General features: G+C 59.2%; 25 protein-coding genes. 10 read left to right on the top strand and 15 right to left on the bottom strand.

Features of this window, described 5'->3' with window-relative positions; all coding sequences use genetic code 11:
- Nucleotides 1-52: 52 nt before the first annotated feature.
- Together MME58_RS10950 and moaB are read right to left on the bottom strand one after the other, a co-directional pair.
- Complete coding sequence (locus MME58_RS10950) at nucleotides 53-1264, bottom strand: molybdopterin molybdotransferase MoeA (RefSeq protein WP_055006730.1); 1212 nt, start codon at nucleotides 1262-1264, stop codon at nucleotides 53-55.
- 6 nt (nucleotides 1265-1270) lie between these two features.
- On the bottom strand, nucleotides 1271-1810 hold the full coding sequence (gene moaB / locus MME58_RS10945) for a molybdenum cofactor biosynthesis protein B (protein WP_055006729.1): 540 nt from the start codon (nucleotides 1808-1810) through the stop codon (nucleotides 1271-1273).
- Nucleotides 1811-1885: 75 nt separating this feature from the next.
- Here moaB and mobA point away from each other — a divergent pair, with 75 nt between their 5' ends.
- Complete coding sequence (gene mobA / locus MME58_RS10940) at nucleotides 1886-2485, top strand: molybdenum cofactor guanylyltransferase MobA (RefSeq protein WP_055006728.1); 600 nt, start codon at nucleotides 1886-1888, stop codon at nucleotides 2483-2485.
- 104 nt (nucleotides 2486-2589) lie between these two features.
- A complete protein-coding gene (locus tag MME58_RS10935; protein WP_002553129.1) occupies nucleotides 2590-2814 on the top strand; it encodes a YgdI/YgdR family lipoprotein in 225 nt (74 codons plus the stop codon).
- Between the two features lie 76 nt (nucleotides 2815-2890).
- Here the strand turns inward: MME58_RS10935 and MME58_RS10930 are convergent, their stop codons facing one another.
- On the bottom strand, nucleotides 2891-3781 hold the full coding sequence (locus tag MME58_RS10930; protein ID WP_055006727.1) for a pseudouridine synthase: 891 nt from the start codon (nucleotides 3779-3781) through the stop codon (nucleotides 2891-2893).
- Between the two features lie 184 nt (nucleotides 3782-3965).
- Here MME58_RS10930 and MME58_RS10925 point away from each other — a divergent pair, with 184 nt between their 5' ends.
- The gene (locus tag MME58_RS10925; protein WP_055006726.1) at nucleotides 3966-4820 is read left to right on the top strand and encodes a shikimate dehydrogenase; all 855 of its coding nucleotides are present in this window, start codon (nucleotides 3966-3968) and stop codon (nucleotides 4818-4820) included.
- Between the two features lie 3 nt (nucleotides 4821-4823).
- Here the strand turns inward: MME58_RS10925 and MME58_RS10920 are convergent, their stop codons facing one another.
- Together MME58_RS10920 and quiC are read right to left on the bottom strand one after the other, a co-directional pair.
- Nucleotides 4824-5519, bottom strand: a complete 696-nt coding sequence (locus tag MME58_RS10920; RefSeq protein ID WP_055006725.1) for a TetR/AcrR family transcriptional regulator — start codon at nucleotides 5517-5519, stop codon at nucleotides 4824-4826.
- Nucleotides 5520-5626: 107 nt separating this feature from the next.
- The gene (gene quiC / locus MME58_RS10915; RefSeq protein ID WP_055006724.1) at nucleotides 5627-7534 is read right to left on the bottom strand and encodes a 3-dehydroshikimate dehydratase QuiC; all 1908 of its coding nucleotides are present in this window, start codon (nucleotides 7532-7534) and stop codon (nucleotides 5627-5629) included.
- 617 nt (nucleotides 7535-8151) lie between these two features.
- On the opposite strand from quiC, the gene MME58_RS10910 reads away from it, so the two are divergent.
- Nucleotides 8152-9480 carry an MFS transporter gene (locus MME58_RS10910; protein WP_055006722.1) on the top strand — a complete coding sequence of 443 codons (1329 nt, stop codon included), beginning with the start codon at nucleotides 8152-8154 and terminating at the stop codon, nucleotides 9478-9480.
- Nucleotides 9481-10069: 589 nt separating this feature from the next.
- Here the strand turns inward: MME58_RS10910 and MME58_RS10905 are convergent.
- Nucleotides 10070-10957: a DMT family transporter gene (locus MME58_RS10905; protein WP_054985418.1), complete on the bottom strand. Its 888-nt coding sequence runs from the start codon at nucleotides 10955-10957 to the stop codon at nucleotides 10070-10072.
- A gap of 246 nt (nucleotides 10958-11203) precedes the next feature.
- Between MME58_RS10905 and MME58_RS10900 the strand changes: the two genes are divergently transcribed.
- Nucleotides 11204-12460 (top strand): OprD family porin, encoded by a 1257-nt coding sequence (locus tag MME58_RS10900; RefSeq protein WP_054985417.1) that lies wholly within the window; start codon nucleotides 11204-11206, stop codon nucleotides 12458-12460.
- Between the two features lie 62 nt (nucleotides 12461-12522).
- Here the strand turns inward: MME58_RS10900 and pcaC are convergent, their stop codons facing one another.
- The 9 genes from pcaC to MME58_RS27455 all read right to left on the bottom strand — a co-directional run bounded on the left by pcaC (nucleotide 12523) and on the right by MME58_RS27455 (nucleotide 19706).
- The gene (gene pcaC, locus MME58_RS10895; RefSeq protein WP_054985416.1) at nucleotides 12523-12921 is read right to left on the bottom strand and encodes a 4-carboxymuconolactone decarboxylase; all 399 of its coding nucleotides are present in this window, start codon (nucleotides 12919-12921) and stop codon (nucleotides 12523-12525) included.
- Nucleotides 12918-14279 carry a 3-carboxy-cis,cis-muconate cycloisomerase gene (locus tag MME58_RS10890; protein ID WP_055006457.1) on the bottom strand — a complete coding sequence of 454 codons (1362 nt, stop codon included), beginning with the start codon at nucleotides 14277-14279 and terminating at the stop codon, nucleotides 12918-12920. The genes pcaC and MME58_RS10890 overlap by 4 nt, the downstream gene beginning before the upstream one ends.
- A 24-nt stretch (nucleotides 14280-14303) precedes the next feature.
- Nucleotides 14304-15653, bottom strand: coding sequence for a 4-hydroxybenzoate transporter PcaK (gene pcaK, locus MME58_RS10885; protein WP_055006458.1), 1350 nt, complete (start codon nucleotides 15651-15653; stop codon nucleotides 14304-14306).
- An 81-nt stretch (nucleotides 15654-15734) separates the two neighbouring features.
- Nucleotides 15735-16337 carry a protocatechuate 3,4-dioxygenase subunit alpha gene (pcaG, locus tag MME58_RS10880; RefSeq protein WP_055006459.1) on the bottom strand — a complete coding sequence of 201 codons (603 nt, stop codon included), beginning with the start codon at nucleotides 16335-16337 and terminating at the stop codon, nucleotides 15735-15737.
- Nucleotides 16338-16348: 11 nt separating this feature from the next.
- Nucleotides 16349-17068, bottom strand: a complete 720-nt coding sequence (pcaH, locus tag MME58_RS10875; protein WP_055006460.1) for a protocatechuate 3,4-dioxygenase subunit beta — start codon at nucleotides 17066-17068, stop codon at nucleotides 16349-16351.
- 128 nt (nucleotides 17069-17196) lie between these two features.
- Nucleotides 17197-18126, bottom strand: coding sequence for a pca operon transcription factor PcaQ (pcaQ, locus tag MME58_RS10870; protein WP_055006461.1), 930 nt, complete (start codon nucleotides 18124-18126; stop codon nucleotides 17197-17199).
- Between the two features lie 36 nt (nucleotides 18127-18162).
- Complete coding sequence (locus tag MME58_RS10865; protein WP_055006462.1) at nucleotides 18163-18405, bottom strand: glutaredoxin family protein; 243 nt, start codon at nucleotides 18403-18405, stop codon at nucleotides 18163-18165.
- Nucleotides 18406-18460: 55 nt separating this feature from the next.
- Entirely contained in the window at nucleotides 18461-19531 is a 1071-nt protein-coding gene (locus MME58_RS10860; protein WP_055006463.1) for an acyltransferase family protein, read from the bottom strand.
- Between the two features lie 43 nt (nucleotides 19532-19574).
- A complete protein-coding gene (locus tag MME58_RS27455; protein WP_259641481.1) occupies nucleotides 19575-19706 on the bottom strand; it encodes a hypothetical protein in 132 nt (43 codons plus the stop codon).
- Between the two features lie 66 nt (nucleotides 19707-19772).
- Here MME58_RS27455 and MME58_RS10855 point away from each other — a divergent pair, with 66 nt between their 5' ends.
- From MME58_RS10855 to MME58_RS10835, 5 genes are all read left to right on the top strand, one after another.
- Nucleotides 19773-20087 carry an ElaB/YgaM/YqjD family protein gene (locus MME58_RS10855; RefSeq protein WP_002553118.1) on the top strand — a complete coding sequence of 105 codons (315 nt, stop codon included), beginning with the start codon at nucleotides 19773-19775 and terminating at the stop codon, nucleotides 20085-20087.
- Between the two features lie 4 nt (nucleotides 20088-20091).
- Nucleotides 20092-20484, top strand: coding sequence for a phage holin family protein (locus MME58_RS10850; RefSeq protein WP_002553117.1), 393 nt, complete (start codon nucleotides 20092-20094; stop codon nucleotides 20482-20484).
- Nucleotides 20481-20837, top strand: coding sequence for a hypothetical protein (locus MME58_RS10845; RefSeq protein ID WP_002553116.1), 357 nt, complete (start codon nucleotides 20481-20483; stop codon nucleotides 20835-20837). The genes MME58_RS10850 and MME58_RS10845 overlap by 4 nt, the downstream gene beginning before the upstream one ends.
- A gap of 172 nt (nucleotides 20838-21009) precedes the next feature.
- On the top strand, nucleotides 21010-22341 hold the full coding sequence (locus tag MME58_RS10840) for a deoxyguanosinetriphosphate triphosphohydrolase (protein ID WP_055006464.1): 1332 nt from the start codon (nucleotides 21010-21012) through the stop codon (nucleotides 22339-22341).
- Nucleotides 22342-22592: 251 nt separating this feature from the next.
- Nucleotides 22593-22985, top strand: a complete 393-nt coding sequence (locus MME58_RS10835) for a response regulator (protein ID WP_054985407.1) — start codon at nucleotides 22593-22595, stop codon at nucleotides 22983-22985.
- Nucleotides 22986-23141 lie beyond the last annotated feature (156 nt).

Below are 23141 nucleotides of genomic sequence, written 5' to 3'. Positions count from 1 at the left end.
TCAGCGTTGTTGAGAGTAGCTCATGCGTACCCGTCCCACCATTCGAATGCACTCAGCCCAGCACTTCACTCAACGGGATGAAGGTGACCCAGTCCCCTTCGGCCACGGTTGTGCCTTCGCGCACCTCAATCAGGCCATCAGCCCACGCGGCGCTGCGCAACACGCCGGAACTCTGGTTGCGATAGACCACGGCCCGACCCTGCTCAAGACGTCCGCGCAGGTATTCGCGACGATTGCCCGGACGCATCCAGACGAACCCGGCGGGCACCGGAAACTGCAACGGCGCGACGTCGATCACGCCCTGACGGCGCAGCAGGTAAGCACGCGCCAGCAGAGCGAAGGTAACCAGCGTGGACGCAGGATTGCCGGGCAGCCCGATCACCGGCACACCACGAAAATGCCCGAAGGTCAGCGGCTTGCCTGGCTTGATTGCCAGCTTCCAGAGCGTCAGCTCGCCTTCTTCGCGCAAAGCGTGACCGAGGAAATCCGCTTCGCCCACCGACACACCACCGGTGGAAAGGATCAGATCGACATCGTGCAGATTCGCCAACGCAATGCGAGTCTTCGGCAGATCGTCCGGCAGAATGCCGGCATCCACTACCTCGCATTCGAGCCGCTTCAGCCAACTGCACAATAAAACGCGGTTGCTGTTGTAGATCTGTCCAGGTCCCAGTGGCTGGCCGGGCTCGATCAATTCATCGCCCGTGGATAACACCGCGACCCGCACGCGACGGATCACCTCAAGCTCGGCCAGCCCCAGCGATGCGGCCAGGCCCAGCTCGACAGGACCCAGCCGTGTACCGGCCGCCAGCACCGTATCGCCGACCCGGGTTTCCTGCCCCTGCGGGCGAATGTTCTGCCCGACGTTCAGCGGTTCGTTGAAGCGCACTCGCTGATCCGCCAGCACCTCGGCGTTTTCCTGCATTTCAACGCAATCGGCGCCTTCCGGCATCGGCGCGCCGGTGAAGATACGTGCACAGGAGCCAGGGGCCAGTGGCTCGGGAGCCTGTCCAGCAAAGATGCGCTGACTGACGGTCAGCGGCTCGCCGCTCCAATCCGCCACGCGCAAGGCATAACCATCCATGGCACTGTTCGGCCAGGGCGGCAGATCCAGCGTGGAGACCAGGTCCACCGCCAACACGCGACCTTCGGCATCGGCCAGCGGAACCCGCTGGCGATCATTGATCTGTGTAGCGTCAGCCATCGCCAACAGTCGCGCGATGGCTTCTTCAACAGGCAACAGGGTTTTCGGCTCGTTGTTCATGAGCACTCAACCACGGGTCGCACAGGGCTCGGCCTGCTTGAGGTGCGGCACGAAGTTGCAGGGCCGGAAACGCGAATCCAGTTGCTGAGCGAGAATACCGTCCCAGGCAGTACGCACCGCATTGGTGGAGCCCGGCAGGCAGCAGACCAGGGTGCCGTTGGACAGGCCTGCCAGCGCGCGTGACTGAATGGTCGACGTGCCGATGTCCGGCACAGAAATCTGCCGGAACAGCTCACCGAAACCATCGACCTGCTTGTCCAGCAGACATGCCACGGCTTCCGGCGTGCTGTCACGACCGGTAAAGCCCGTGCCGCCAGTGATCAGCACGACTTGCACCTCATCGTTGGCAATCCAGGTCGCTACCTGAGCGCGGATTTTGTACAGGTCATCCTTGAGCAGCACGCGTTCGATCAGACCATGACCGGCCTCGGTCAGGCGGTCGACGAACATCTGGCCCGAGGTATCGGTTTCACGGGTGCGGGTATCGCTGACGGTCAGCACGGCGATATTCAGGGGTACGAAAGGTGTGTCAGCCTTGGCTTTCATGGCCTCATCCAGTTGTTAAGGAAACAGGCCGGTGTTATATCACAGCACTCCTTTTGACTGCCCGACGAGTGTTCGATGATTGTTCCTGCCACGCTGCCTCCCTGCTCGATTCTGCTGCTGGCCGGAGGCCGCGGGCAGCGGATGGGCGGACGTGACAAAGGACTGATCGAATGGCAGGGCTCGGCGCTGATAGAGCACCTGCACCGGCTGACCCGGCCGCTGACTGACGACCTGATCATTTCCTGCAACCGCAATATCGAGCGCTATGCGCAATACGCCGATCAACTGGTGCAGGACCACGATAGCGAATTCAATGGCCCTCTGGCCGGGATTCGCGCCGCGCTGCCGCGCGCCCGGCATCAGTGGCTGCTGATCCTGCCTTGCGACGTGCCTTTGGTCGACGAGCCGTTGCTGCAAGCACTGCGCGAAAAAGCCCGTGAGCACCCGGAACGACCAATAATGGTGCGCGAAGGCCAGCACTGGCAGCCGCTTTTATGTATGATCCCCACCGCTCACGCTGCAACGCTGGAAGCCGCGTGGCAGGCCGGCGAACGCAGCCCGAGACGGGCCATGGAGCCGCTGCAGCCAGTTGCCCTGCAGCTGGAAGCAGGCGATCCGCGTCTGGCCAACCTGAACACCCCCTGTCTGTTGACCGGGATCAGCGAGAAACCATAGCAAGTAGCTGGCTATTGAACTTGCTGCGGGTGTATACGGAACTTTGCCGACGGTGTATCCGTCTGAGAGTTCAGTAAATCAAGAATCCATCTGGAGACACAGTAATGAAACAACGGACCCTTCCCGCTGCCTTCCTGCTTGCATTGAGCATTGCCTCCCTCGCCGGCTGCGCATCGCCCACTGTGATCACCTTGAACGATGGTCGTGAAATCCAGGCTGTCGATACGCCGAAGTACGATGAAGAGTCGGGCTTCTACGAGTTCAAACAGCTCGACGGCAAGCAGACCCGCATCAACAAGGATCAGGTACGTACCGTCAAGGATCTGTGATCCGGGCGTAACGTGACTGATTGAGAAAACCCGCCGAGTGCGGGTTTTTTTGGCCTGCCAGCTCAGTATCCACGGCTTACCAGTCAAGCTTGAGCAGGCTTTCGAAGTGACGCTGTTGGCCATTGAGCGGGTCGACGAAGCGCAAGCCCTTGGCCAACAGCTTAAGAGGGTTTTGATAATCGTCGACAGGGTCTTTTACCACGTCCGGATAGAACGGGTCGTTGCAGATCCCAGCGCCCAGTGCCGCCATGTGCACACGTAACTGATGCTTCTTGCCGGTCACCGGATAGAGCCCGTATCGCCACAAGTTATCCTGCCGTTCGAGTACCTCGATCTGCGTGCGGGTATTGCTGGTGCCTGCGCCTTCCTGCATGCGAAAAAACGGCTCGCCTTCGATCAGACGGCTCTCGTGCAAGCGCGGAAACGTCAGCCCCGGCAGTGCCGGCGCGATGGCTTCGTAGAACTTGTCGATCTGTCGGGCAGGAAACAGTGCCTGATAAGCCGAGCGCGTCTGCCGGTTGGCTGAAAACAGCACCAGCCCGGCGGTGTGCCGGTCGATGCGGTGCAGCGGCACCAGATCGGCGTTGCCCAGACGATGGATCAAACGACGCAGCAACGTCTGCTCGACGTACTCGCCTGCGGGTGTCACGGGCAAAAAGTGCGGTTTGTCAGCCACTACCAGATGATCGTCAGCGTAGAGGATCGTTTCGAGCACCGGAATAGGCGTTTCATGGGGCACCTCACGGAAATAGTGAATGCGCAGGCCCTCCCGATATGCGAGGTCTGGCGCTACGGGCTTGCCGTTTTCGTCCAGCACCCGCCCGCGGGCAATACGATCCAGCCATTGTTCGCGGCTAATGGCGGTGAATTTCGCACACAGGCAATCGAGCACAGTGGCCCACGCGCCCGGCGGCAGGTACAGCGTGCTGGCTTGCTGCTGTGCAGCATTGAAAACGGAATCGGACATGTGCGGCGTGAACTCTGGCTGATCTGAAGCGGCTGGCCGTGGATTATCCCTGATTAGGGCGATCACCGCACAACATCGCTGCGTAGCAATCACCTGCCACCTGCGGCACTATTAACCATCTGGTACATTCCGCTCAACACCTGCCCTGGACCGGGCAGTGGCACAAAAACAAGAGACGTATCCTATGACTCATGCTGAAAATACATCCGTCCTCGCCGGTCTTATCGGCTCGGGCATCCAGGCCTCGCGGACCCCAGCCATGCACGAGCACGAAGGCGATGCACAGGGTATGCGCTATCTGTATAGGCTGATCGATATCGACGCCCTGCAACTGGACATCAGCGCCCTGCCAAGACTGCTTGAAGGCGCTCGAGCGTGCGGTTTCACAGGCTTGAATATTACATTTCCCTGCAAGCAGGCAATCATCCCTTTGCTGGACGAGCTGTCCGATGAAGCGCGCGGTATCGGCGCGGTAAATACTGTGGTCTTCAAGGATGGTAAGCGCATCGGTCACAACACTGATTGCCTGGGCTTTGCCGAGGGCTTCCAGCGTGGACTGGACAAGGCGCCACGCCGCCATGTGGTGCAAATGGGGGCAGGCGGCGCTGGCGCTGCCGTAGCGCATGCGTTATTGGCCGCAGGCGTCGAATGCCTTACGGTATTCGAAGTCGAGCCGCAACGCGCTCAGGGACTGGTGGACAATCTCAATGCTCACTTCGGTGCCGCAAGAGCACAAGTGGGCCAGGACCTGGCGGCAGCAATGGCCCGGGCCGACGGGCTGGTCAACACCACGCCGGTCGGCATGGCCAAACTGCCGGGCACGCCGCTGCCGGTCGAGTTGCTGCGGTCAGAGCTGTGGGTCGCGGAAATCATTTACTTCCCATTGGAAACCGAACTGCTCAAGCAAGCTCGTGCACTGGGCTGCCGAACCCTGGATGGCAGCACCATGGCCGTGTTTCAGGCGGTGAAGGCCTTTGAACTGTTCAGTGGCCAGAGCGCCGATGCCGAACGCATGATGGCGCACTTCCACACTCTGTGAGCCTCAGCGCTTGAGATACCGCAATACAGCGTCGCAGATCATCGCTTTGTGACGCTGCTTGACCTCCTCGCTCCACAGCTCGATCTGGAAGATTTCACTGAAGGTATGGCGGTTGGAGATTCGGTAGAAGCAGAACGAACTGATCATTAGGTGCAAGTCCACGGGATGGACGCCATCGCGGAACAGGCCACTGGCCTCACCGCGACGCAGAATGCCGTCGAGCGCCTTGATGATGTTCTGGCTTTTGGCCTGGATCGAGTCTGACTGTTTGACATTCTCGCCGTAATGGATGTTTTCGATGCACACGATGCGGACGAAATCGACGTTGCTATCGTGGTGATCGAAGGTGAATTCAACCACCCGATGAATTGCCTCGACAGGCTCGAGTTCGCCCAGATTCAACTCGGCCTCGGTATTGCGAATGGCGCCGTAGAGTTTTTCCAGCACCTCGACGTACAGCTGCTCCTTACTGCCGAAGTAGTAATAAATCATCCGTTTCGAGGTCTTGGTGCGCTCGGCAATGGCATCGACACGCGCTCCCGACAGGCCATGAGCGACGAATTCGGCGACGGCTGCCTGAAGAATATCCTCGCGGGTCTTTTCCGGATTGTTCTTGCGCCCCTTGGGCACCACATCGGGCACGACATCGGGCACGACAGAGGCAGGTTCAACGGCAACGGCGGAGTCGATTGTTTTCATTATTGGCTCATGACCACGGGTGATACGCGAAGTATGAAGCCGACCGCAGATGGAGGGAAGCTGCGAGGGACGAGAACCCCTCGCGGCTGCTCTGCCGTCAGCGGGCGCTACAGTCGCGCCTGACGCGCTGCCACATTACGCGCCTTGGCCATCGCGGCCAGACGAACCGGCACGTTGGCCGCGCCATACCCTACGTAGCCATTCTTGCGTTGCAGAATCTCGAAGAAGAAGCGTCCGTCAAAAGCATCGGTGTAGACATGGAACAGCTCACCGCCTTGCGCGTCGCGGTCATAGAGCACGTTGTAATAAGCCAGTTCGCTGAGAAACTCCTCGTCGAAATCAAAGCGGGCTGCCAGGTCGTCGTAATAGTTGAGCGGGATGTCCAGCAATGGCACGCCAGCTTCCTTCGCACGGCTGACTTCGGCAAAGATGTCTTCACAGGAAAACGCGATGTGGTGCACCCCGGAACCGCGGTAGCTCGACAGCGCATGGGAAATGGCGGTGTTGCGATTTTCGGAAATATTCAGCGGCAGGCGCACAGTGCTGCAACGACTGCGCAGCGCACGGCTCTTGACCAGACCGTAGGGGTCGGGCAATACCACTTCGTCGTCAGCCTCGAAATCGAGAATGCTTTTGTAGAACAGTACCCAGCTGTCCAGGCTGTCGGCTGGCAGCGCCATGGCCATGTGATCGATGCGCTGCAAGCCGCCCTTGGCAACCGCTTGCGGATCGACGACAAAGTCGCTGTCGTAAATCGATTCTCCAGGCGCGGCTTTGTCAACCAGATAGATCAGGCTGCCGTCGGGCGCGCGGACCGATGGAATCTCCCGTTCATTAGGGCCGACCAGTCCACGATACGGCTGGCCCTTGAATGCACGCGCACGCTCCAGCGACTGATGACCATCGTCGACGCGCAAAGCGGTTGCGCACAATGAAGGCCCATGCGCCTCGAAAAAACTGTGGGCAAACGAATAGGGTTCGGCGTTGAGTACAATCTTGATGTCGCCCTGCCCCAGCAGACTGACCGCCTTGGACCGGTGCTGACCCAGCCTGGCGAAGCCCAGCCGTTGCAGCCAGCCCGACAGACGAGCACCGTGGCTCTCGTCGACCGCGAACTCGAGGAACTCGACGCCGTTGTAGGTGCTGGCAGACGGCGGATTGAACAGAATCTCGGGAGCTGCGGCAGACTTGTCACGTGCCATCAACTGACGGGTTTTTTCTTCGAGATAGAGCAGCGAACGCAAGCCGTCTGCAGCATTGGCGCGAGTCGGCGCGGCACGGAAGCCATCATTGAACACCTCCAGCGATAACGGACCGGCATAGCCGCTGCGCAGGATAGGTGCGAGGAAGCCGGCGAGATCGAACTCACCCTGACCGGGGAAGCAGCGAAAATGGCGGCTCCACTCCAGCACATCCATCGCCAGAATCGGTGCGTCGGCCATTTGTACGAAGAAAATCTTGTCACCCGGTATCTGCTCAATCGCACTCGGATCACCTTTCAGCGACAGGGTATGAAAACTGTCGAGCAACACACCCAGTGCCGGATGGTCGATCTGACGCACCAGGTTCCAGACCTGTTGCCAGGTGTTCACATGCTTGCCCCAGGCCAGCGCCTCATAACCGACACGCAGATTGCGGGCACCGGCACGCTCGGCCAGCAGGCTCAGGTCATCCAGCAGCACGTTTTCATCACCCACTGAATCAGCGGATGCATTGCTGCACACCAGCACCAGATCGGTGCCCAGTTCCTGCATCAGATCGAATTTGCGTTCGGCACGGTCTAGATTGCGCTGCAGGCGGTCACGGCGGCAGCCTTCGAAATCGCGGAACGGCTGGAACAGGGTGATGGCGATGCCCAGATCGGCACACATCTGCCTGACGTTGCGTGGGCTACCATCGTAATACAACAAGTCGTTTTCAAAAATCTCGACGCCGTCAAAGCCGGCTGCGGCGATAGCTTCGAGCTTTTCGGGCAGAGTACCGCTCAAGGATACGGTAGCAATTGAACGCTGCATGCTTTTCAGCTCCTGGATGAGCGCGACCTGTTCCGGGCGCGACTGGACAGCACCGCATTCCTGGCCTTTCCCGGCCTTATTCAGAGGTGCGAGTAAAGTATTTGCCTGTCAAAATACTACAGCAACATAAAGTGTACGAACCGGTTAGTTTTACGTTCGATTATCGAACAAAAGCCGTTTTACTCAATTGACGCTGTATCTCGCAATGCGCAACATCAGCATCACATTGCAGGATAGACCCGCAGTCAAACGTTTTGATCTTTTGCTTCATCAGCAGCAACCCATAACAATTCAAAAAACAGGAACATTGCTCATGTGCACCCTTCTCGCTTTGCTCGCCCGCTCTCCCGTCCGTCTTACCAGACGTCATGTTCGACGAACTCATCCGGCCAAAAGCCTGATCCGGGTACGCGTCGCCTGAAACATTCCAACACACTTGCGCGGCCCAACCTGTAAATTGTCGGCCCGACGGATCGTCTCGATGGGAACCTGAGTCACCAGGCCAGTCGAATCACGGTTCTACGACTTCACTTTACCTGCACAACGCCTGCATCGAGTGGACTTCTCAGTCCGACTGTTGCCAGCAGCACAGTCCTGGAACGGATGGTTAGAACATCATGCTTAACACCCAGACCAACCCAGTCGCCCAGGCCGCCCGTGCCGGGATGGGCGAAAAGATTCGCGGCGCGCTCGCCGTGGGCAAGACGCGCTGGGGCATGCTCGCCCTAGTGTTCTTCGCCACTACGCTGAACTACATCGATCGGGCTGCGCTTGGCGTCATGCAGCCCATCCTTGCAAAGGAAATGAGCTGGACGGCGATGGACTACGCCAACATCAACTTCTGGTTTCAGGTCGGTTATGCGGTGGGCTTCGTGCTGCAAGGCCGTTTCATCGACAAGGTCGGCGTCAAGCGCGCGTTCTTCCTCGCGGTGCTGTTGTGGAGCCTGGCGACCGGTGCTCATGGCCTTGCCACTTCCGCGGTGGGCTTCATGGTCTGCCGGTTCATCCTGGGCCTGACCGAGGCGGCCAACTACCCCGCCTGTGTAAAGACCACCCGGCTGTGGTTCCCGGCGGGTGAACGAGCAGTGGCAACCGGCATCTTCAACGCCGGTACTAACGTGGGTGCCATGCTCACCCCGGCATTGCTGCCGCTGATCCTCACCTTATGGGGCTGGCAGGCTGCCTTTGTGGCGATGGGTTCGCTGGGACTGATCTGGGTGATCATGTGGCGCCTGAAGTACTACAACCCCGAAGAGCATCCGACGGTCAGCAAGACCGAGCTGGATTACATCAATCAGGAAGTCGAACCGACCCCGGTCAAGGTGCCGTTCTCCGGCATTCTGAAAATGCGTGGTACCTGGGCCTTCGCGCTGGCTTATGCGATCACTGCACCGGTGTTCTGGTTCTACCTGTATTGGCTGCCGCCGTTTCTCAATCAGCAATACAACCTGGGCATCAGCGTGACGCAGATGGGCATCCCGCTGATCCTGATCTGGCTGACCGCTGACTTCGGCAGCATCGGTGGCGGCATCCTGTCGTCCTGGCTGATTGGTCGTGGCATGCGTGCGACCACTGCACGTCTGGTGTCGATGCTGATCTTTGCCATCACGATCTGCAGCGTGGTGTTCGCCGCCAACGCCAGCGGTCTGTGGGTGGCGGTACTGGCAATCTCGCTTGCAGTGGGTGCGCATCAGGCCTGGACCGCGAATATCTGGAGCCTGGTGATGGATTACACACCCAAGCACATGATGAGTACCGTGTTCGGCTTCGGCGGCATGTGTGCGGCCATCGGCGGTATGTTCATGACTCAGATTGTGGGGGCCGTCCTGACCGCCACCAATAACAACTACAACGTGTTGTTCACCATGATCCCGGCGATGTATTTCATTGCACTGATCTGGATGTACTTCATGGCCCCTCGCAAGGTTCCGACGCTCAGCGAGTAATCGTCTGACGCAGCCCGAAAACCCAGAATGGCTATCGTCCCCATGCTCCGCGTGGGGATGCAGTTCGTGACGCTCTGCGTCACACAGCGGGTTTTCTTTGTCAGGTGGATTGGGGTCCGACTCAGGTCACCTTTAACTCTCGTTCCTCACGCTCCGCGTGGGAATGCAGTTCGTGACGCTCCGCGTCACACGACGGTTTTTCTTCGTCAGGTGGATTGGCGTTCGGCTCAGGTCACCTTTTCGCCCCTCGGCGACTCACTTTGAGGGACCAAAGTGAGCAAAGTCCCCGCTCCTGTTTCCGGCCCGACTTCGTCGGGTTCCTTCGCCCTGACACTGATCCGGGGGTCGCCGCAACGCGCCATCCATGGCGCGGTGCGGCTAGCCTGGCGTCCTGCCAGGCTACCCCCGGATCAGCGCCAGGACTCAGCCGTCACTTACGTCGCAATTGGCGTTGTCAGTGCCATCGTGATCGAAAAGCACGTATGGCGGCCTCCTGCAGGCGCAACATGACATTGTGCTGCAGCGAAGACTTACAACGCAGTGCGCCAGGAGCGACATGCCAACCGAACATTGGCATCAGCGTCAAACGCTACCCACCCTTGCGGCGCTGTTGCCACGCCGCCGCAAGGCCGCTGAGGCAGATGATTGCAATACCTGCCTGCGCGGTCGGCGGCGGCATATGGTCGAACACCACGAAGCCCAGCAATCCAGCGAATACGATCTGGCAATAACTGAAAGGCGCAAGCATCGCCGGAGCGGCGAAGCGGAAGGCCTGGGTCAGCAGCAAATGCGCAGACATCCCGCACGCACCGAGCGCCAGCAGAAACGGCAAGTGCTTGAGCGCAGGCATTTCCCAGAAGAACGGCACCAGCGCACTCATCAACAGAGTATTGAACAGCCCTGCAAAAAAGTTGCTGGTGGTCGGACTGTCGAACGGGCTGACCAGCCGTGTCAGGAGTTGATACAGCGCAAAACACAAGGCTGACGACAGCGGCAGCAGGATCGCTGGCGTAAACAGCTCGCCACCCGGATGAATGATGATCATCACTCCGATAAACCCGACAACCACTGCAACCCACTGCCCACGCGTTACACGCTCGTGCAGCAGCGGCACCGACAACGCCGTGACCAGCAACGGCGCAAGAAAGTTGACCGCCGTCGCCTCCGCCTGCGGTATGAACATCAGGCTGCTGGTAAACAGCAGACTGGTACCCAACAGCGCCAGCGCACGCAATGCCTGCAGACCGGGACGCTTGGTGCGCAGCACGCGCAGCCCCGCCGACGGCATGAAGATGCAGGCCATGAGCAACGTGTGCACCAGATAGCGCGCCCAGACCACCAGAATGATCGGATAGAAGCCGGACAGGTACTTGGACAGTGTGTCGTGACTGGCGAACAGAAAGGTCGCCAGAAGGATGAAGCCAATACCCTTGAGGGGCTGGTTGACGCCGGACGACGGCGTGCTGGCAGTGCTCATCGCGCTTCCTTGTTGAAGTGTCGGCAGCCGGACGCTATGGCCGAAAGCGCCACAGCCCGCTACCCATGTTTACCGATCAGAGAGCATCGCACACGCGTTTGCAACGTCCCGCACAAAATGTTCGAACCAGTTCATTAACGTTCGATAATCGCCCGAAACAGCTGTTTCGCAATTGCAGGCCGTGCCTCGGCATTTCACTATCGCAGCCAGCTACACGACTCAATAACTACAAAAAAGGTCTGTTCCATGCGCGCCAATTCCTCCTGCAAACTCCTTTGCGGTCTGTCTGCGGCCATTGCCGCACACTTGACACCCATCAGCGGCAACGCTGCCGGATTCGTCGACGACGCCAAGGTCAATCTGAACCTACGCAACTTCTACATCAACCGCAACTTCGTCGACCCGGCCAACGCGCAGAACTACGCCGAGGAGTGGACGCAGAACTTCATCCTCGATGCCCGCTCCGGTTTCACCCAAGGCACCGTCGGCTTTGGCGTGGATGCGTTGGGTCTTTACTCACTCAAGCTAGACGGAGGCAAAGGTACGGGCGGCACACAGTTGTTGCCGATCCACAGCGATGGACGCCCTGCCGATGACTTCGGTCGACTGGCCGTGGCGGGCAAGGCGCGCTTTTCGAAGACCGAATTGAAGATCGGCGAGTGGATGCCGGTGCTGCCTATCCTGCGCTCCGATGACGGTCGATCACTGCCGCAAACCTTTCAGGGCGGACAGATCACCTCCAAAGAAATCGACGGGCTGACCCTCTACGGCGGCCAGTTCCGCGGCAACAGTCCACGCAACGACGCCAGCATGGAAGACATGTCCCTGAACGGCCGCACGGCGTTTACCTCCGACCGTTTCAACTTTGGTGGCGGCGAATATGTTTTCAACGAAAAGCGTACCCAGATCGGGGTCTGGTACGCCGAGCTGGAAGACATCTACCACCAGCAATACCTCAACCTGTTGCACAGCCAGCCGCTGGGCAGCTGGACGCTGGGGGCCAACCTTGGCTACTTTCAGGGCAAGGACGACGGTCAGTCGCTGGCAGGTGATCTGGACAACAAGACCTGGTCAGCAATGCTCTCGGCACGGTACGGCGGCAACACTTTTTACCTGGGCTTGCAGAAGGTCAGCGGTGACAGCGCCTGGATGCGCGTCAACGGCACCAGCGGCGGTACGCTGGCCAACGACAGTTACAACTCCAGCTTCGACAACGCGAGGGAGAAATCCTGGCAATTGCGCCATGACTACGACTTCGCAGCTCTGGGCGTACCCGGCCTGACCCTGATGAACCGCTACATCAGCGGTGACAATGTACACACTGGCGCAATCACCGATGGCGAAGAGTGGGCACGGGAAACCGAACTGGCCTATGTATTCCAGAGTGGCGCGTTCAAAAGCCTGTCACTCAAGTGGCGTAACTCCACCATGCGCCGTGACTACAACACCAACCAGTTCGATGAGAATCGCCTGATCGTCAGCTACCCGCTGTCGTTGCTCTGATTCAAAAAAACACCGCCGGGCTCGTATGGAGTGACGGCGGTGTCTTTCGCAAAAAGATTGTTTCAGCGCTCGCTCAATGACTCCACGCCCATCTCATCCCACACCGCTTCGGCCAGGTGAAACGTCGCGTTGGCTGCCGGAATACCGCAGTAGATAGCGCTCTGCATCAAGACTTCCTTGATCTCATCACGGGTCACGCCGTTGTTTTTTGCGGCTTTCAAGTGCAGGCGCAATTCGCCCTCGCGGTTCATGCCGATCAACATCGCGATAGTGATCAGGCTGCGGGTATGGCGCGGCAACCCCGGGCGTGTCCAGATATCGCCCCAGGCGTGGCGGGTGATCATTTCCTGAAATTCTTCATTGAACGGCGTCAGTTTGCTCAGGCTGTTATCGACATGCGCGTCGCCCAGCACCGCACGGCGCACGTGCATGCCGGCTTCGTAACGTTCGTCTTCGGTCATCGGGAAATCCTTGTGTGTTCGGCCACGGCGCGCTCGACCCACTGTCGAGCCTGACCAAGGTAATGGGCCGGATCAAGCAGGCGATCCAGCTCGTCGGAAGAAAATTGCTCACAGACCTGCGGGTTTTCGCCGAGCACTTGTCGCAAATGCGCCCCCTGCTCGACCGCACGACGGCAACATTGCTCTACGAGATGATGGGCAGCGTCACGCCCGATGCGCTGAGCCAGCGCAATGCTCACAGCTTCGGCCAGCACCAGGCCTTTGGTAGATTGCAGATTGAGCCCCATGCGCTCGGCATCTACCTGCAACCCGGGTATCACCTGCAACGCCTGTTGCAGCGAGCCCGACACCAGGCAGCACAACTCCGGCAGGGTCTCCCACTCGGCGTGCCAGAGGCCCAGACTGCGTTCGTGCTCCTGGGGCATGGCCGCAAACATCGTAGCGACCAGCCCTGGTGCACGGGTGGCCGCGCTGATCATGACTGCGGCACCCACCGGGTTGCGTTTGTGCGGCATGGTCGAAGATCCGCCCTTGCCGGGTGCCGAAGGCTCAAAGACCTCGCCTACCTCAGTCTGCATCAGCAGGCTGACGTCACGCCCCAGTTTACCGAGACTGCCAGCAATCATACCCAGCAGGCTGGCAAACTCCACCAGCCGGTCACGCTGGGTGTGCCAGGGTTGCTCGGGCAATTGCAGGTTCAATTCGCCCGCCAACGCTTCGGCCACCGAAAATGCCTGATCGCCGAGCGCTGCCAGGCTGCCGGAAGCACCACCGAACTGCAGGCACAGCAGGCGCGGCTGGATCTCGTGCAAACGCTGTCGATGGCGGGTGACAGCGCCCAGCCAGCCAGCAATTTTCATCCCCAGCGTGACCGGCGTGGCCTGCTGCAGCCAGGTGCGTCCCGCCAGCGGCGTGGTGGCATGGCGTTGCGCCTGTACTGCAAGCGCATCGGCCAGCCGGGTCAGATCGTGCTCCAGCAAAACGGTCGCTCGACGCAATTGCAGGATCAGCCCGCTGTCCATCACATCCTGGCTGGTCGCGCCCATGTGCACATATCGCTCGGCTTCGGCACTGCGCGCGGCGATCTGCCTGCCCAGCGCCTTGACCAGCGGAATCGCCGAATTGCCAGCACTGCCGATAGCGATCGCCAGCTCGCCGAAATCGAACAACCGGGCATGACAGCTGCGTTCGATGTCGGCCACTACGTCAGGCGGGATCAGCCCCACCCGTGCCTGCGCCCGCGCCAGCGCGGCCTCGAAATCGAGCATGCCTTGTACCCGGCCTTCATCCGAAAATATTTCACGCATCCCGGTTTGCGTGAAGTAAGTATCGAAAAGTTGATTGCTCGCTCTGTTCACATCACCGCTCCAGATTGAAAGGTTTCAGGTGGCGTCCGAATGACTGACCCAGCCCTTGATCAGGATCGCTATCGCGGCCAGGGCAGCCGGAACCACCAGTGCCGTCAGCACCTGCTCGAAACTCCAGCCCAGCCCCAGCAGCGTGGCACCGGCCCAGGCACCGAGAATGGCACCGAAACGGCCGATCCCGAGCATCCATGACACTCCCGTGGCGCGCCCCTGAGTGGGGTAGAAACGCGCGGCCAGCGACGGCATTGCCGACTGCGCGCCGTTGATACACATGCCGGCCAGCAGCACCAGCGTAGCCAGCAAGGCGACATTGCCCAGACTTTGCCCGACCAGCCAGGCGAACACACCCGCCAGCGCGTAGGCCAGGCCAATCACCTTGTGCGGGTTGTAACGATCCATTGCCCAACCGACGCCCACAGCACTCAGTACTCCGCCGAACTGGAACAACGCGCCAATGAACGCCGACTGCTCCATGCTCGCACCGCTGTCGCGCATCAGGGTCGGCAGCCAACTGGTCAACAGGTAGACGATGACCAGCCCCATGAAATACGTGAGCCACAGCAACAACGTACCCGCGCTGTAGGTGCCGGAGAAAATCACTTTCAGTACATTGCGGCTACTGACCGTTTTCTGTTCGGGCACACTGAAATCGGTGATACCGGCCAACGCCTTCGGCGCAATCGGCTCCAGCACTTTGCGAACCCGCTCTGCACCGCGATTGCGTACCACAAGAAACCGCGCCGATTCCGGCAGCCAGACCATCAGCACCAGCGCCAGTATCAACGGCAGGATACCGCCCAGCATCAGCAGGCTGTGCCAACCCATGCTGGGAATCAGTTTGGCCGACACGAAACCACCACAGGCCATGCCCAGATTGAACCCGCAAAACATGCTCGTCACCAGCAGCGACTTGAGCCGTTCGGGCGTGTATTCCGACAACAACGTGGTGGCATTGGGCATCGCTGCGCCAAGCCCCAGCCCGGTCAGCAGGCGCAGAACCAGCAGTTGATCGATGTTGCTGCTGTAGGCAGACGCCAGGCTGAAAAGACCGAACAGCAGCACCGCGACAACCAGCACCACTTTGCGCCCGAAACGGTCGGCCAGCGGGCCGGAACCCAGCGCGCCGAATACCATGCCGATCAGCGCAGCGCTCATCACCGGCCCCAAGCTGGCCCGATCGATACCCCAATCCTGACTGAGCGCCGGTGCAATGAACCCCATTGCGGCGGTATCAAGGCCGTCGAGAAAAACGATCAGAAAACACAGTGCGACCACTCGCCACTGATACCCGGACAACGGTTGCGCATTGATGAAAGCCTGAACATCGAGCGTGCCCGCCGCGGGCCTGCCGGCTGAAAGCGTCATGGAGGTGTCCTTCTATTTTTTTGGTCTTATTTTTATAGGGTCGCCTGCCGATGCAGGCACCGTGAAACGCACGCACATGATTCAGAAATCGAAAAACACCGTCTCCCCCTCGCCCTGCACACGGATGTCGAAACGATAGGCCGTTTGACCGTCATGCGTGCAGCGGCGTGCAATCAGTGTTTCACGACGGGGTGGCTGCTCGATCAGATTGAGCACCGGGTCCTGCGCATTGGCCTGCGCTTCGTCGTCGAAATACAACCGCGTCTGCAGATGTATGTTGATGCCACGGGCAAACAGCGAAACGTTGACGTGTGCAGCCATCGGCACGCCAGCTGCATTGCGCACCGTGCCAGGCTTGATGGTCTTCAGAATCCATTGGCCGTCGTCGGTGGTAGCCGTACGGCCGAAACCGTTGAACGGCCGCTCAGGGTCGAACTCGCGGTGATACACGCCCTGATGGTCGGCTTGCCAGAATTCCAGATACGCATCACGGATCAAATGACCGTTGCCGTCGAAAACATTGCCGACCAGCACGATGTGCTCACCCGGCGCATCGGGTCTGGCCATCTCGTTCCAGATTTCCAGCTCGCGGGTCGGATTGCCGGCCACCTGTGGTGCGAGACCGATATGCACATAAGGGCCAGCGGTTTGCGAAGGGGTTTCCTGCAGTAATTGAACGGGCATGTCGGGCCTCCTCAGCAGTTTTCGAAATGAGTCTTGCGCTGGCCGCGCAACACGATATCAAAGCGATAGGCCAGACAATCCATCGGATTGCCCATTCCCAGATCGAGCCTGGCAATCAGACTCTGCACCGCGTCCGGGTTGGCAATGGCCTTGACGATCGGGCAGATCGGAATCAACGGATCGCCTTCGAAATACAGCTGAGTGATCAGGCGCGTGGCAATCGACGGCCCACTGATCGACACATGAATGTGCGCCGGACGCCAATCGTTGGGGCCGTTGCGCCACGGGTAAGGGCCAGGCTTGACAGTGCGAAAGCTGTAATTGCCTTCGCTGTCGGTCAACGCACGTCCGACACCGCCGAAATTGGGATCGATGGGCGCCAGATAGGCATCGCGCTTGTGGCGATAACGCCCACCGGCGTTGGCCTGCCAGATCTCTACCAGCGTATGCGGAATCGGCTTTCCGTACTGATCACAGACCCGCCCGGCCAGCAGGATACGCTCACCGATAGGCAGCCCACCGTTGTTGAAATTGAGCAGCAGGTCGTTATCGTACGGGCCGAATTTCAAATGAGAGAAATCCGGGCCTGTGGTTTCGGAAATGGATTGCGGGATACTGACCAGCGCCTGGCGCGGCGAGCGCAGGATAGAGGTCTTGTAATCAGGTGTCAGCGCTTTGGGGTGCCAGTTTCGGTCACGGATGACGAAGCGGCTATTGTCCGCAGCAGACATGGCATTCTCCTTTTTCTTATAAGTAAGCGCGCAGGCGTCGATCGCTTGCGCTACAGGCTGCGGCGAAGTGTCGCGCGATTCATACTTACAGAGAAATGAAATAAAACCCGCCATCCATAACCGAATGGTTATGGATACTGCTCTTTGCGATACGCCTCTCCGACGCCTCGTAACTCATCCACACACCATTGCGCTGCGCGCGTCAGCGGCAAGGCCGGATTACTGCACAGGCCCACAGAACCACCCGGCTCGCGAATTCCCATGTCCAGCTCTACCAGCGTGCCGCCCTGCAACTCCAGCGACACGGCATCCAGCGGGGCGATCCAGATCGCGTCGCTGCACTGTACATAGCGACGGCTCAACGTAAGCGAAAGTGTTTCAAGGCGCTGACGCGGCATGCGGATACCGCACTGCACGAACAGGCTGTCGGCAAACTTGCGGATAGTCGTACCGGCAAGCGGCAGTACCAGCGGGAACTGCCCCAGACTTTCCGGCTTGAGTGGCGCGGCCAGTAACGGATGATCGCTACGTACCACCAGGGTCATCGACTCGTTGTACAGATGTTCGAAGGTCAGCCCCTGAATCTGCGGACTGTCAGTCATGCGCCCGACCACCAGGTCCAGCTCCCCTACCCTCAGTTGCGACAGCAAGTAAGCACTGGGGCCGGTCATCACGCTGACGATCAACGCCGGGTGCCGTTCGTGCAGGCGATGGACGACCTCCGGAACCAGAAGGCTTTCGGCCGTGGACAGCACGCCCAGCCTTGCCGTCACGGTTTCGTGCTCCCCGGAGCGCAAGCTGCTTACGCCCTCGCGCAGGGCCTGAACGCTGGGCCCGGCGAAGCGCATGAACGCCACGCCAGCCTCGGTAAGCGCCGCGCCGCTCTTGCTACGCACGAACAAGGTGGTCGCCAGCAGGCTTTCCAGTTCCTTGAGACTTTTTGACAATGCAGGCTGACTGATCGCCAGGATGTCGGACGCACGCGCCAGACTGCCCTGCCGGGCCACCTCGAGAAAGCAGACCAAATGGCGAAATTTGATGCGGGTATCGATATTCAATACGTGTCGGATCCGGGGAATAAAAAGAAACGCAGCTCAACGACTGAGAAAGGACGCCACTTGAGGGGCGTCGAAAGGCCAATCCAGTTCATCGCCAGTATCGACCCGGCGCAGCACCGGAACGCGCAACTCGTAACGCTCGAACAGTTGCTCATCCTCGCAGATGTCCACCAGCTCGACCAGCAGGCCATGTTCGATCGCAAACGGCAACAAAACGGATTCGGCAACCTCACAAAGAGGGCATCCCAGGGTGCTGAACAGCTGACATTCGGGTGGCATGAAAATGATCCTCGGCCAATCTGCAACCGAAAATTATTTTAGGCGCACCCAGTGATCACGTCGACACCCGGAAATGCGTCTTGCTGAAAGCGTTGGCGCGGTCCAGCACCGGCTTTTCGAAACAACGGTAACCGACCCAGCCGTAGCACACCGCTGCCGTCATCATCAGCAGTGCGAAGAACAGGTTGTCCAGGTAGCTTTCGGGCCAGGCACCCACCAGGCTCCAGACCCGCCCGATCACGCCCAGTACCAGCAGATGAGACAGATAAATTGTGTAGGACATATCGCCTACAGAGACTAGAAACCTCGGCACGACCAGCTGTCGACGACGCTCGAGTAAGGCGAGGTTCAGTACCAGCATGCCAAACGTCCCCCCGACGGCGAGCATGCGCAACAAGCCCTGACTGTCGTATAACCGGTAGTAACCGATAAGCGGCACGGCCAGCAACAGTGCGATCCCCAACGAAACCAGGACGGCAGCCGTCGGCACGCGTGCACTGTGACGACCGTAAAAGAACAAGGCCAGCGCTGCGCCGAGAATGAATTCAAGGGCGTAGGGGTGCAGAATAATCTTCAGTGCGGGGGAATAGTCCTGCCAGTCGGCCACCGCGTTGAATACGGTAATGGTCAACGCCCATCCGCCGAGCAAAAGCGGCAGGCTGCGCTCGTGAAATACCAGAAAACCGGAAAACACGACGTAGAACCAGAGCTCGAACAGCAGCGACCAGGCGACCATCACCAGCAGCACTTTATCGTTGGGCAACAGCAGGAAAGACATGATCAGACTGGACGACCCGTGCCCGCTATTGACCATGCCAGGCTGCACCAGATAGACCGCCAGCGTGATGAAAAAATACAGCCAGTACGTAGGGTAGATCCGCGACACCCGATTGAACAGAAAACGCCGGGCCTCGCCTGCGCTCTGAAACCGGCCACGGCTGACAATCACCATCACGAAGCCACTTATGACGAAAAACAGATCGACACCCAACTGGAAGAAATCGAGCAGTGGCGGGAGCAGAATGTCACCACCGGAAAACTTGCTCTCTACCGACATCATGTGAAACAAGACCACGCCAAGGACAGCTACGCCCCTGAGCCCTTGCAGGGAATACAGCCGCTCCATGCCTCTCTCCATTCAGCTCACCTGTCGCGCACCACGCATGCAGTCACGCGTGTGGAGCATAGCCAATGGCCAGAAATACGGAACCCCAATCTTCAACGTGTTGCGGTTTTTCCTGACCGATACTTTTGGAGTAAGGTGCAGCGGCACCGCCCAGCCCGATCGAACGATAGGGCAATCGAAGTGAACCTTCAGGAATCACCGGTACTCGAAACATCCATATGCCACCCAAACGGAGAAAATCATGGCCCGCCAAACCGCACAGAATGCTCAGGAAATCCTGAGAGCCGACTTCCAGGTACTGGTTGCCGACACTGAGAAACTGCTCGCGCATACCGCGTCTCTGGCAGGTGATCAGGCCGATGAACTGCGTGCCCAGATTCGCGAAAGCCTGCTGCGTGCCAAGGAAACGCTGAAGACCACTGAAGACTCGTTGCGCGAGCGTGGTGAGGCCGCTGTGATCGCTACCGAAGATTACGTTCAGAACAACCCCTGGCAGTCAGTCGGTATCGCCGCAGGTGTCGGCTTTCTGATCGGCCTGCTGGCTACAAGGCGCTAACATCATGACTCTGGGAACGGAATCAGCACCGCCCGAGGGAACTCCGGGCTCTTCACCGCGGCGTCTCGGCGCTGCATTCCTTGGCCTGCTGCACACTCACGTCGAGCTGTTCGGTATCGAACTGCAGGAGCAAAAGGCACGAACGGTCAGTCTGCTGCTGTTCGCGGGTCTGGCGCTGGTTTTCGGCCTGTTGCTGCTTACCGGTCTGTCGGCCTTGCTGTTGATCGTCCTGTGGGACAGCTACCGTCTGGCAGGTATCGTAGGCCTGTGCACGTTCTACCTGCTCGCCGCCATCTTCTGCGGATTGCGCTTGAAGGCAGCAATTTTCGACGAGTCTTCACCGTTCCACGCAACCCTCGAAGAGCTGGCCAACGACCGTGAGCGATTGATGCCATGAGTGAACCCAAGTCGCACCAGAGCAATACACGTCGAGAACTGCGCAAGGCACTGATCCGCCTGCGCATGGAGATGCATCGCCAGGAGATCCGCCACGAATCGACGCAACTGCTGCAGCCTTTGCAACGCTTCCGCGGAATTCGCCACGACTGGAAAAGCGCACTCGGCTTTCGCCACGCGCCACTCTGGGGAGTGGGTTCGGTTGCCCTGCTGGGCTTTCTGAGCGGCAAACGCGCCAAGACCGGCCGTACCAGCTTGCTGGGTCGTCTGTTGAAGCTGGGCATCACATTGACGCCATTGATCAAAGTCGCCATGCAGAGTCGTGCCATTCAGAATCGCAATCGCCGACTCTGATTGCGTCAGGTTGTTCGTGTGAATTATGCCTTTGACAAATGCCTGCCCCGGCCTGCCGGTGCAGGCATTTGTTTTTCCCGCGGGACTGTTTTCATCTGTCGACGCTTCAGGCCTTGCGACAGACGTGTCGAACCGGGAAGCTACGGCCACTATTACTGACGGAGTGAACGCCTTGGATTGGCAAACCCTGCTTAACCGCGAACGACTTGGCAAAACACTGCACAGCCCCGAAGAACTGGGACGCAGTCCGTTTCACAAAGACCATGACCGAATCATTTTTTCCGGTGCCTTTCGCCGTCTGGGACGCAAGACCCAGGTCCATCCGGTGTCCAGCAACGATCATATCCATACTCGCCTTACCCACTCTCTGGAAGTCAGCTGCGTCGGCCGTTCACTGGGCATGCGTGTTGGTGAAACCCTGCGCTCTGCCTTGCCCGACTGGTGCGATCCAAGCGACCTGGGAATGGTGATTCAGTCCGCCTGCCTGGCGCATGACATCGGCAACCCTCCGTTCGGCCACTCGGGCGAAGATGCGATTCGCAACTGGTTCAATCAAGCCGCCGGACGTGGCTGGCTCGACGCGATGAGCGAAACCGAGCGCAACGACTTTCTCAACTTCGAGGGCAATGCCCAGGGATTTCGGGTACTGACGCAGCTGGAATACCATCAGTTCGATGGCGGCACTCGCCTGACCTACGCCACGCTGGGCACCTATCTCAAATACCCGTGGACCGCTCGCCACGCAGACTCGCTGGGCTATAAAAAGCATAAGTTCGGCTGTTATCAGAGCGAGCTGCCGATCCTCGAGCAAATCGCCGGCAAGCTGGGTTTGCCACAGCTTGAAGAGCAGCGCTGGGCGCGCCATCCACTGGTCTACCTGATGGAAGCCGCCGATGACATCTGTTACGCGCTGATCGACCTGGAAGACGGTCTGGAGATGGACCTGCTGGAGTATGCAGAAGTGGAGTCGCTCTTGCTTGGGCTGGTCGGCGATGACCTTCCGGAAACCTATCGGCAGCTGGGCCCGGGCGATTCACGACGGCGCAAGCTGGCCATTCTGCGAGGCAAGGCTATCGAGCACCTGACCAACGCAGCCGCCAGAGCATTCGTCGAGCAACAGGATGCCCTGCTGGCCGGTACGCTTTCGGGGGATCTGGTCGAGCATATGCATGGGCCGGCCAAACGTTGTGTGCTGAATGCCAAGGACATGGCTCGCAAGAAAATCTTTCAGGACAAGCGCAAGACGCTGCATGAAATTGGTGCCTATACCACACTGGAAATTCTCCTCAACGCCTTCTGCGGTGCGGCGGTTGAACAGTTCGGTGGCAGAACGCCTTCCTTCAAGCACCGACGCATCCTCGACCTGCTGGGCAACAGCGCGCCAGATCCCAAGGCACCGTTGCATGCCTCCTTCCTGCGCATGATCGACTTCATTGCCGGGATGACTGATAGTTACGCCAGTGAAATGGCCCGGGAAATGACCGGCCGTTCCGGACAGATCTGACCCTGATCGACCAGTGTTGTACCTGAGCGCAGGCAGGTACAACGCTGGTCAGACGTGATTACCTCGTAAAACTCAGACACGCCCTACATGCATGTCAGACGAGTCCTATCGCAGCTTTTCTTGCATCCCTCAATAATTGCAGCCACTTCAACTGCCACCCCGGCGCATCCATCCATCCGCCTGCGATACCGACGAGTCCGCACGCTGCCTGCGGGGTTTGAACGCCTCGCCAGGGCCTTTCCGGAAACCACATGTCCACACACAGCCTGCGCATCCTCTTGGTGGAGGATCATCCGTTCCAATTGATCGCCACTCAGGTGCTGCTCAACAATCAGGGCTACTTCCTCCTGACTCCCGCCCTTACGGCCGCAGAAGCCATGGCCGCCATGCAGCGCAGCCCCGAGCCCTACGGGCTTTTGCTATGCGACCAGTGTCTGCCGGACATGTCAGGCCTGGACCTGATCGACGAGGCAGCCCGTCAAGGCTTGCTGCGCCAAGCCATACTTCTCAGCGGTTTGCCCGACGTACAGCTTGAAACCCTGAAGCAGCTCGCCAGTGAGCGAGATCTGCCCTTGCTCGGCTGCCTGAGCAAGCCCCTGCATGGCCCCGACCTCATCCAGCTGCTGACACACAGCGCTGACTGACGTCGGAAGGCCTGTCTACACGGTTTTAGAAACGCACGGCAACTATGAATATGCCCGTTGATGGAAAGACCGAGGCGATTGTGAATTTACAGTCGGATACGTAGGAAATCATCAACGCACACGACTGATGATTCCAGGAAGTAATAAACAACCCGT

The sequence above is a fragment of the Pseudomonas syringae pv. tagetis genome (assembly GCF_022557255.1).
GTDB lineage: Bacteria > Pseudomonadota > Gammaproteobacteria > Pseudomonadales > Pseudomonadaceae > Aquipseudomonas > Aquipseudomonas caricapapayae.
This window is presented reverse-complemented; position numbering and strand designations above follow the sequence as displayed.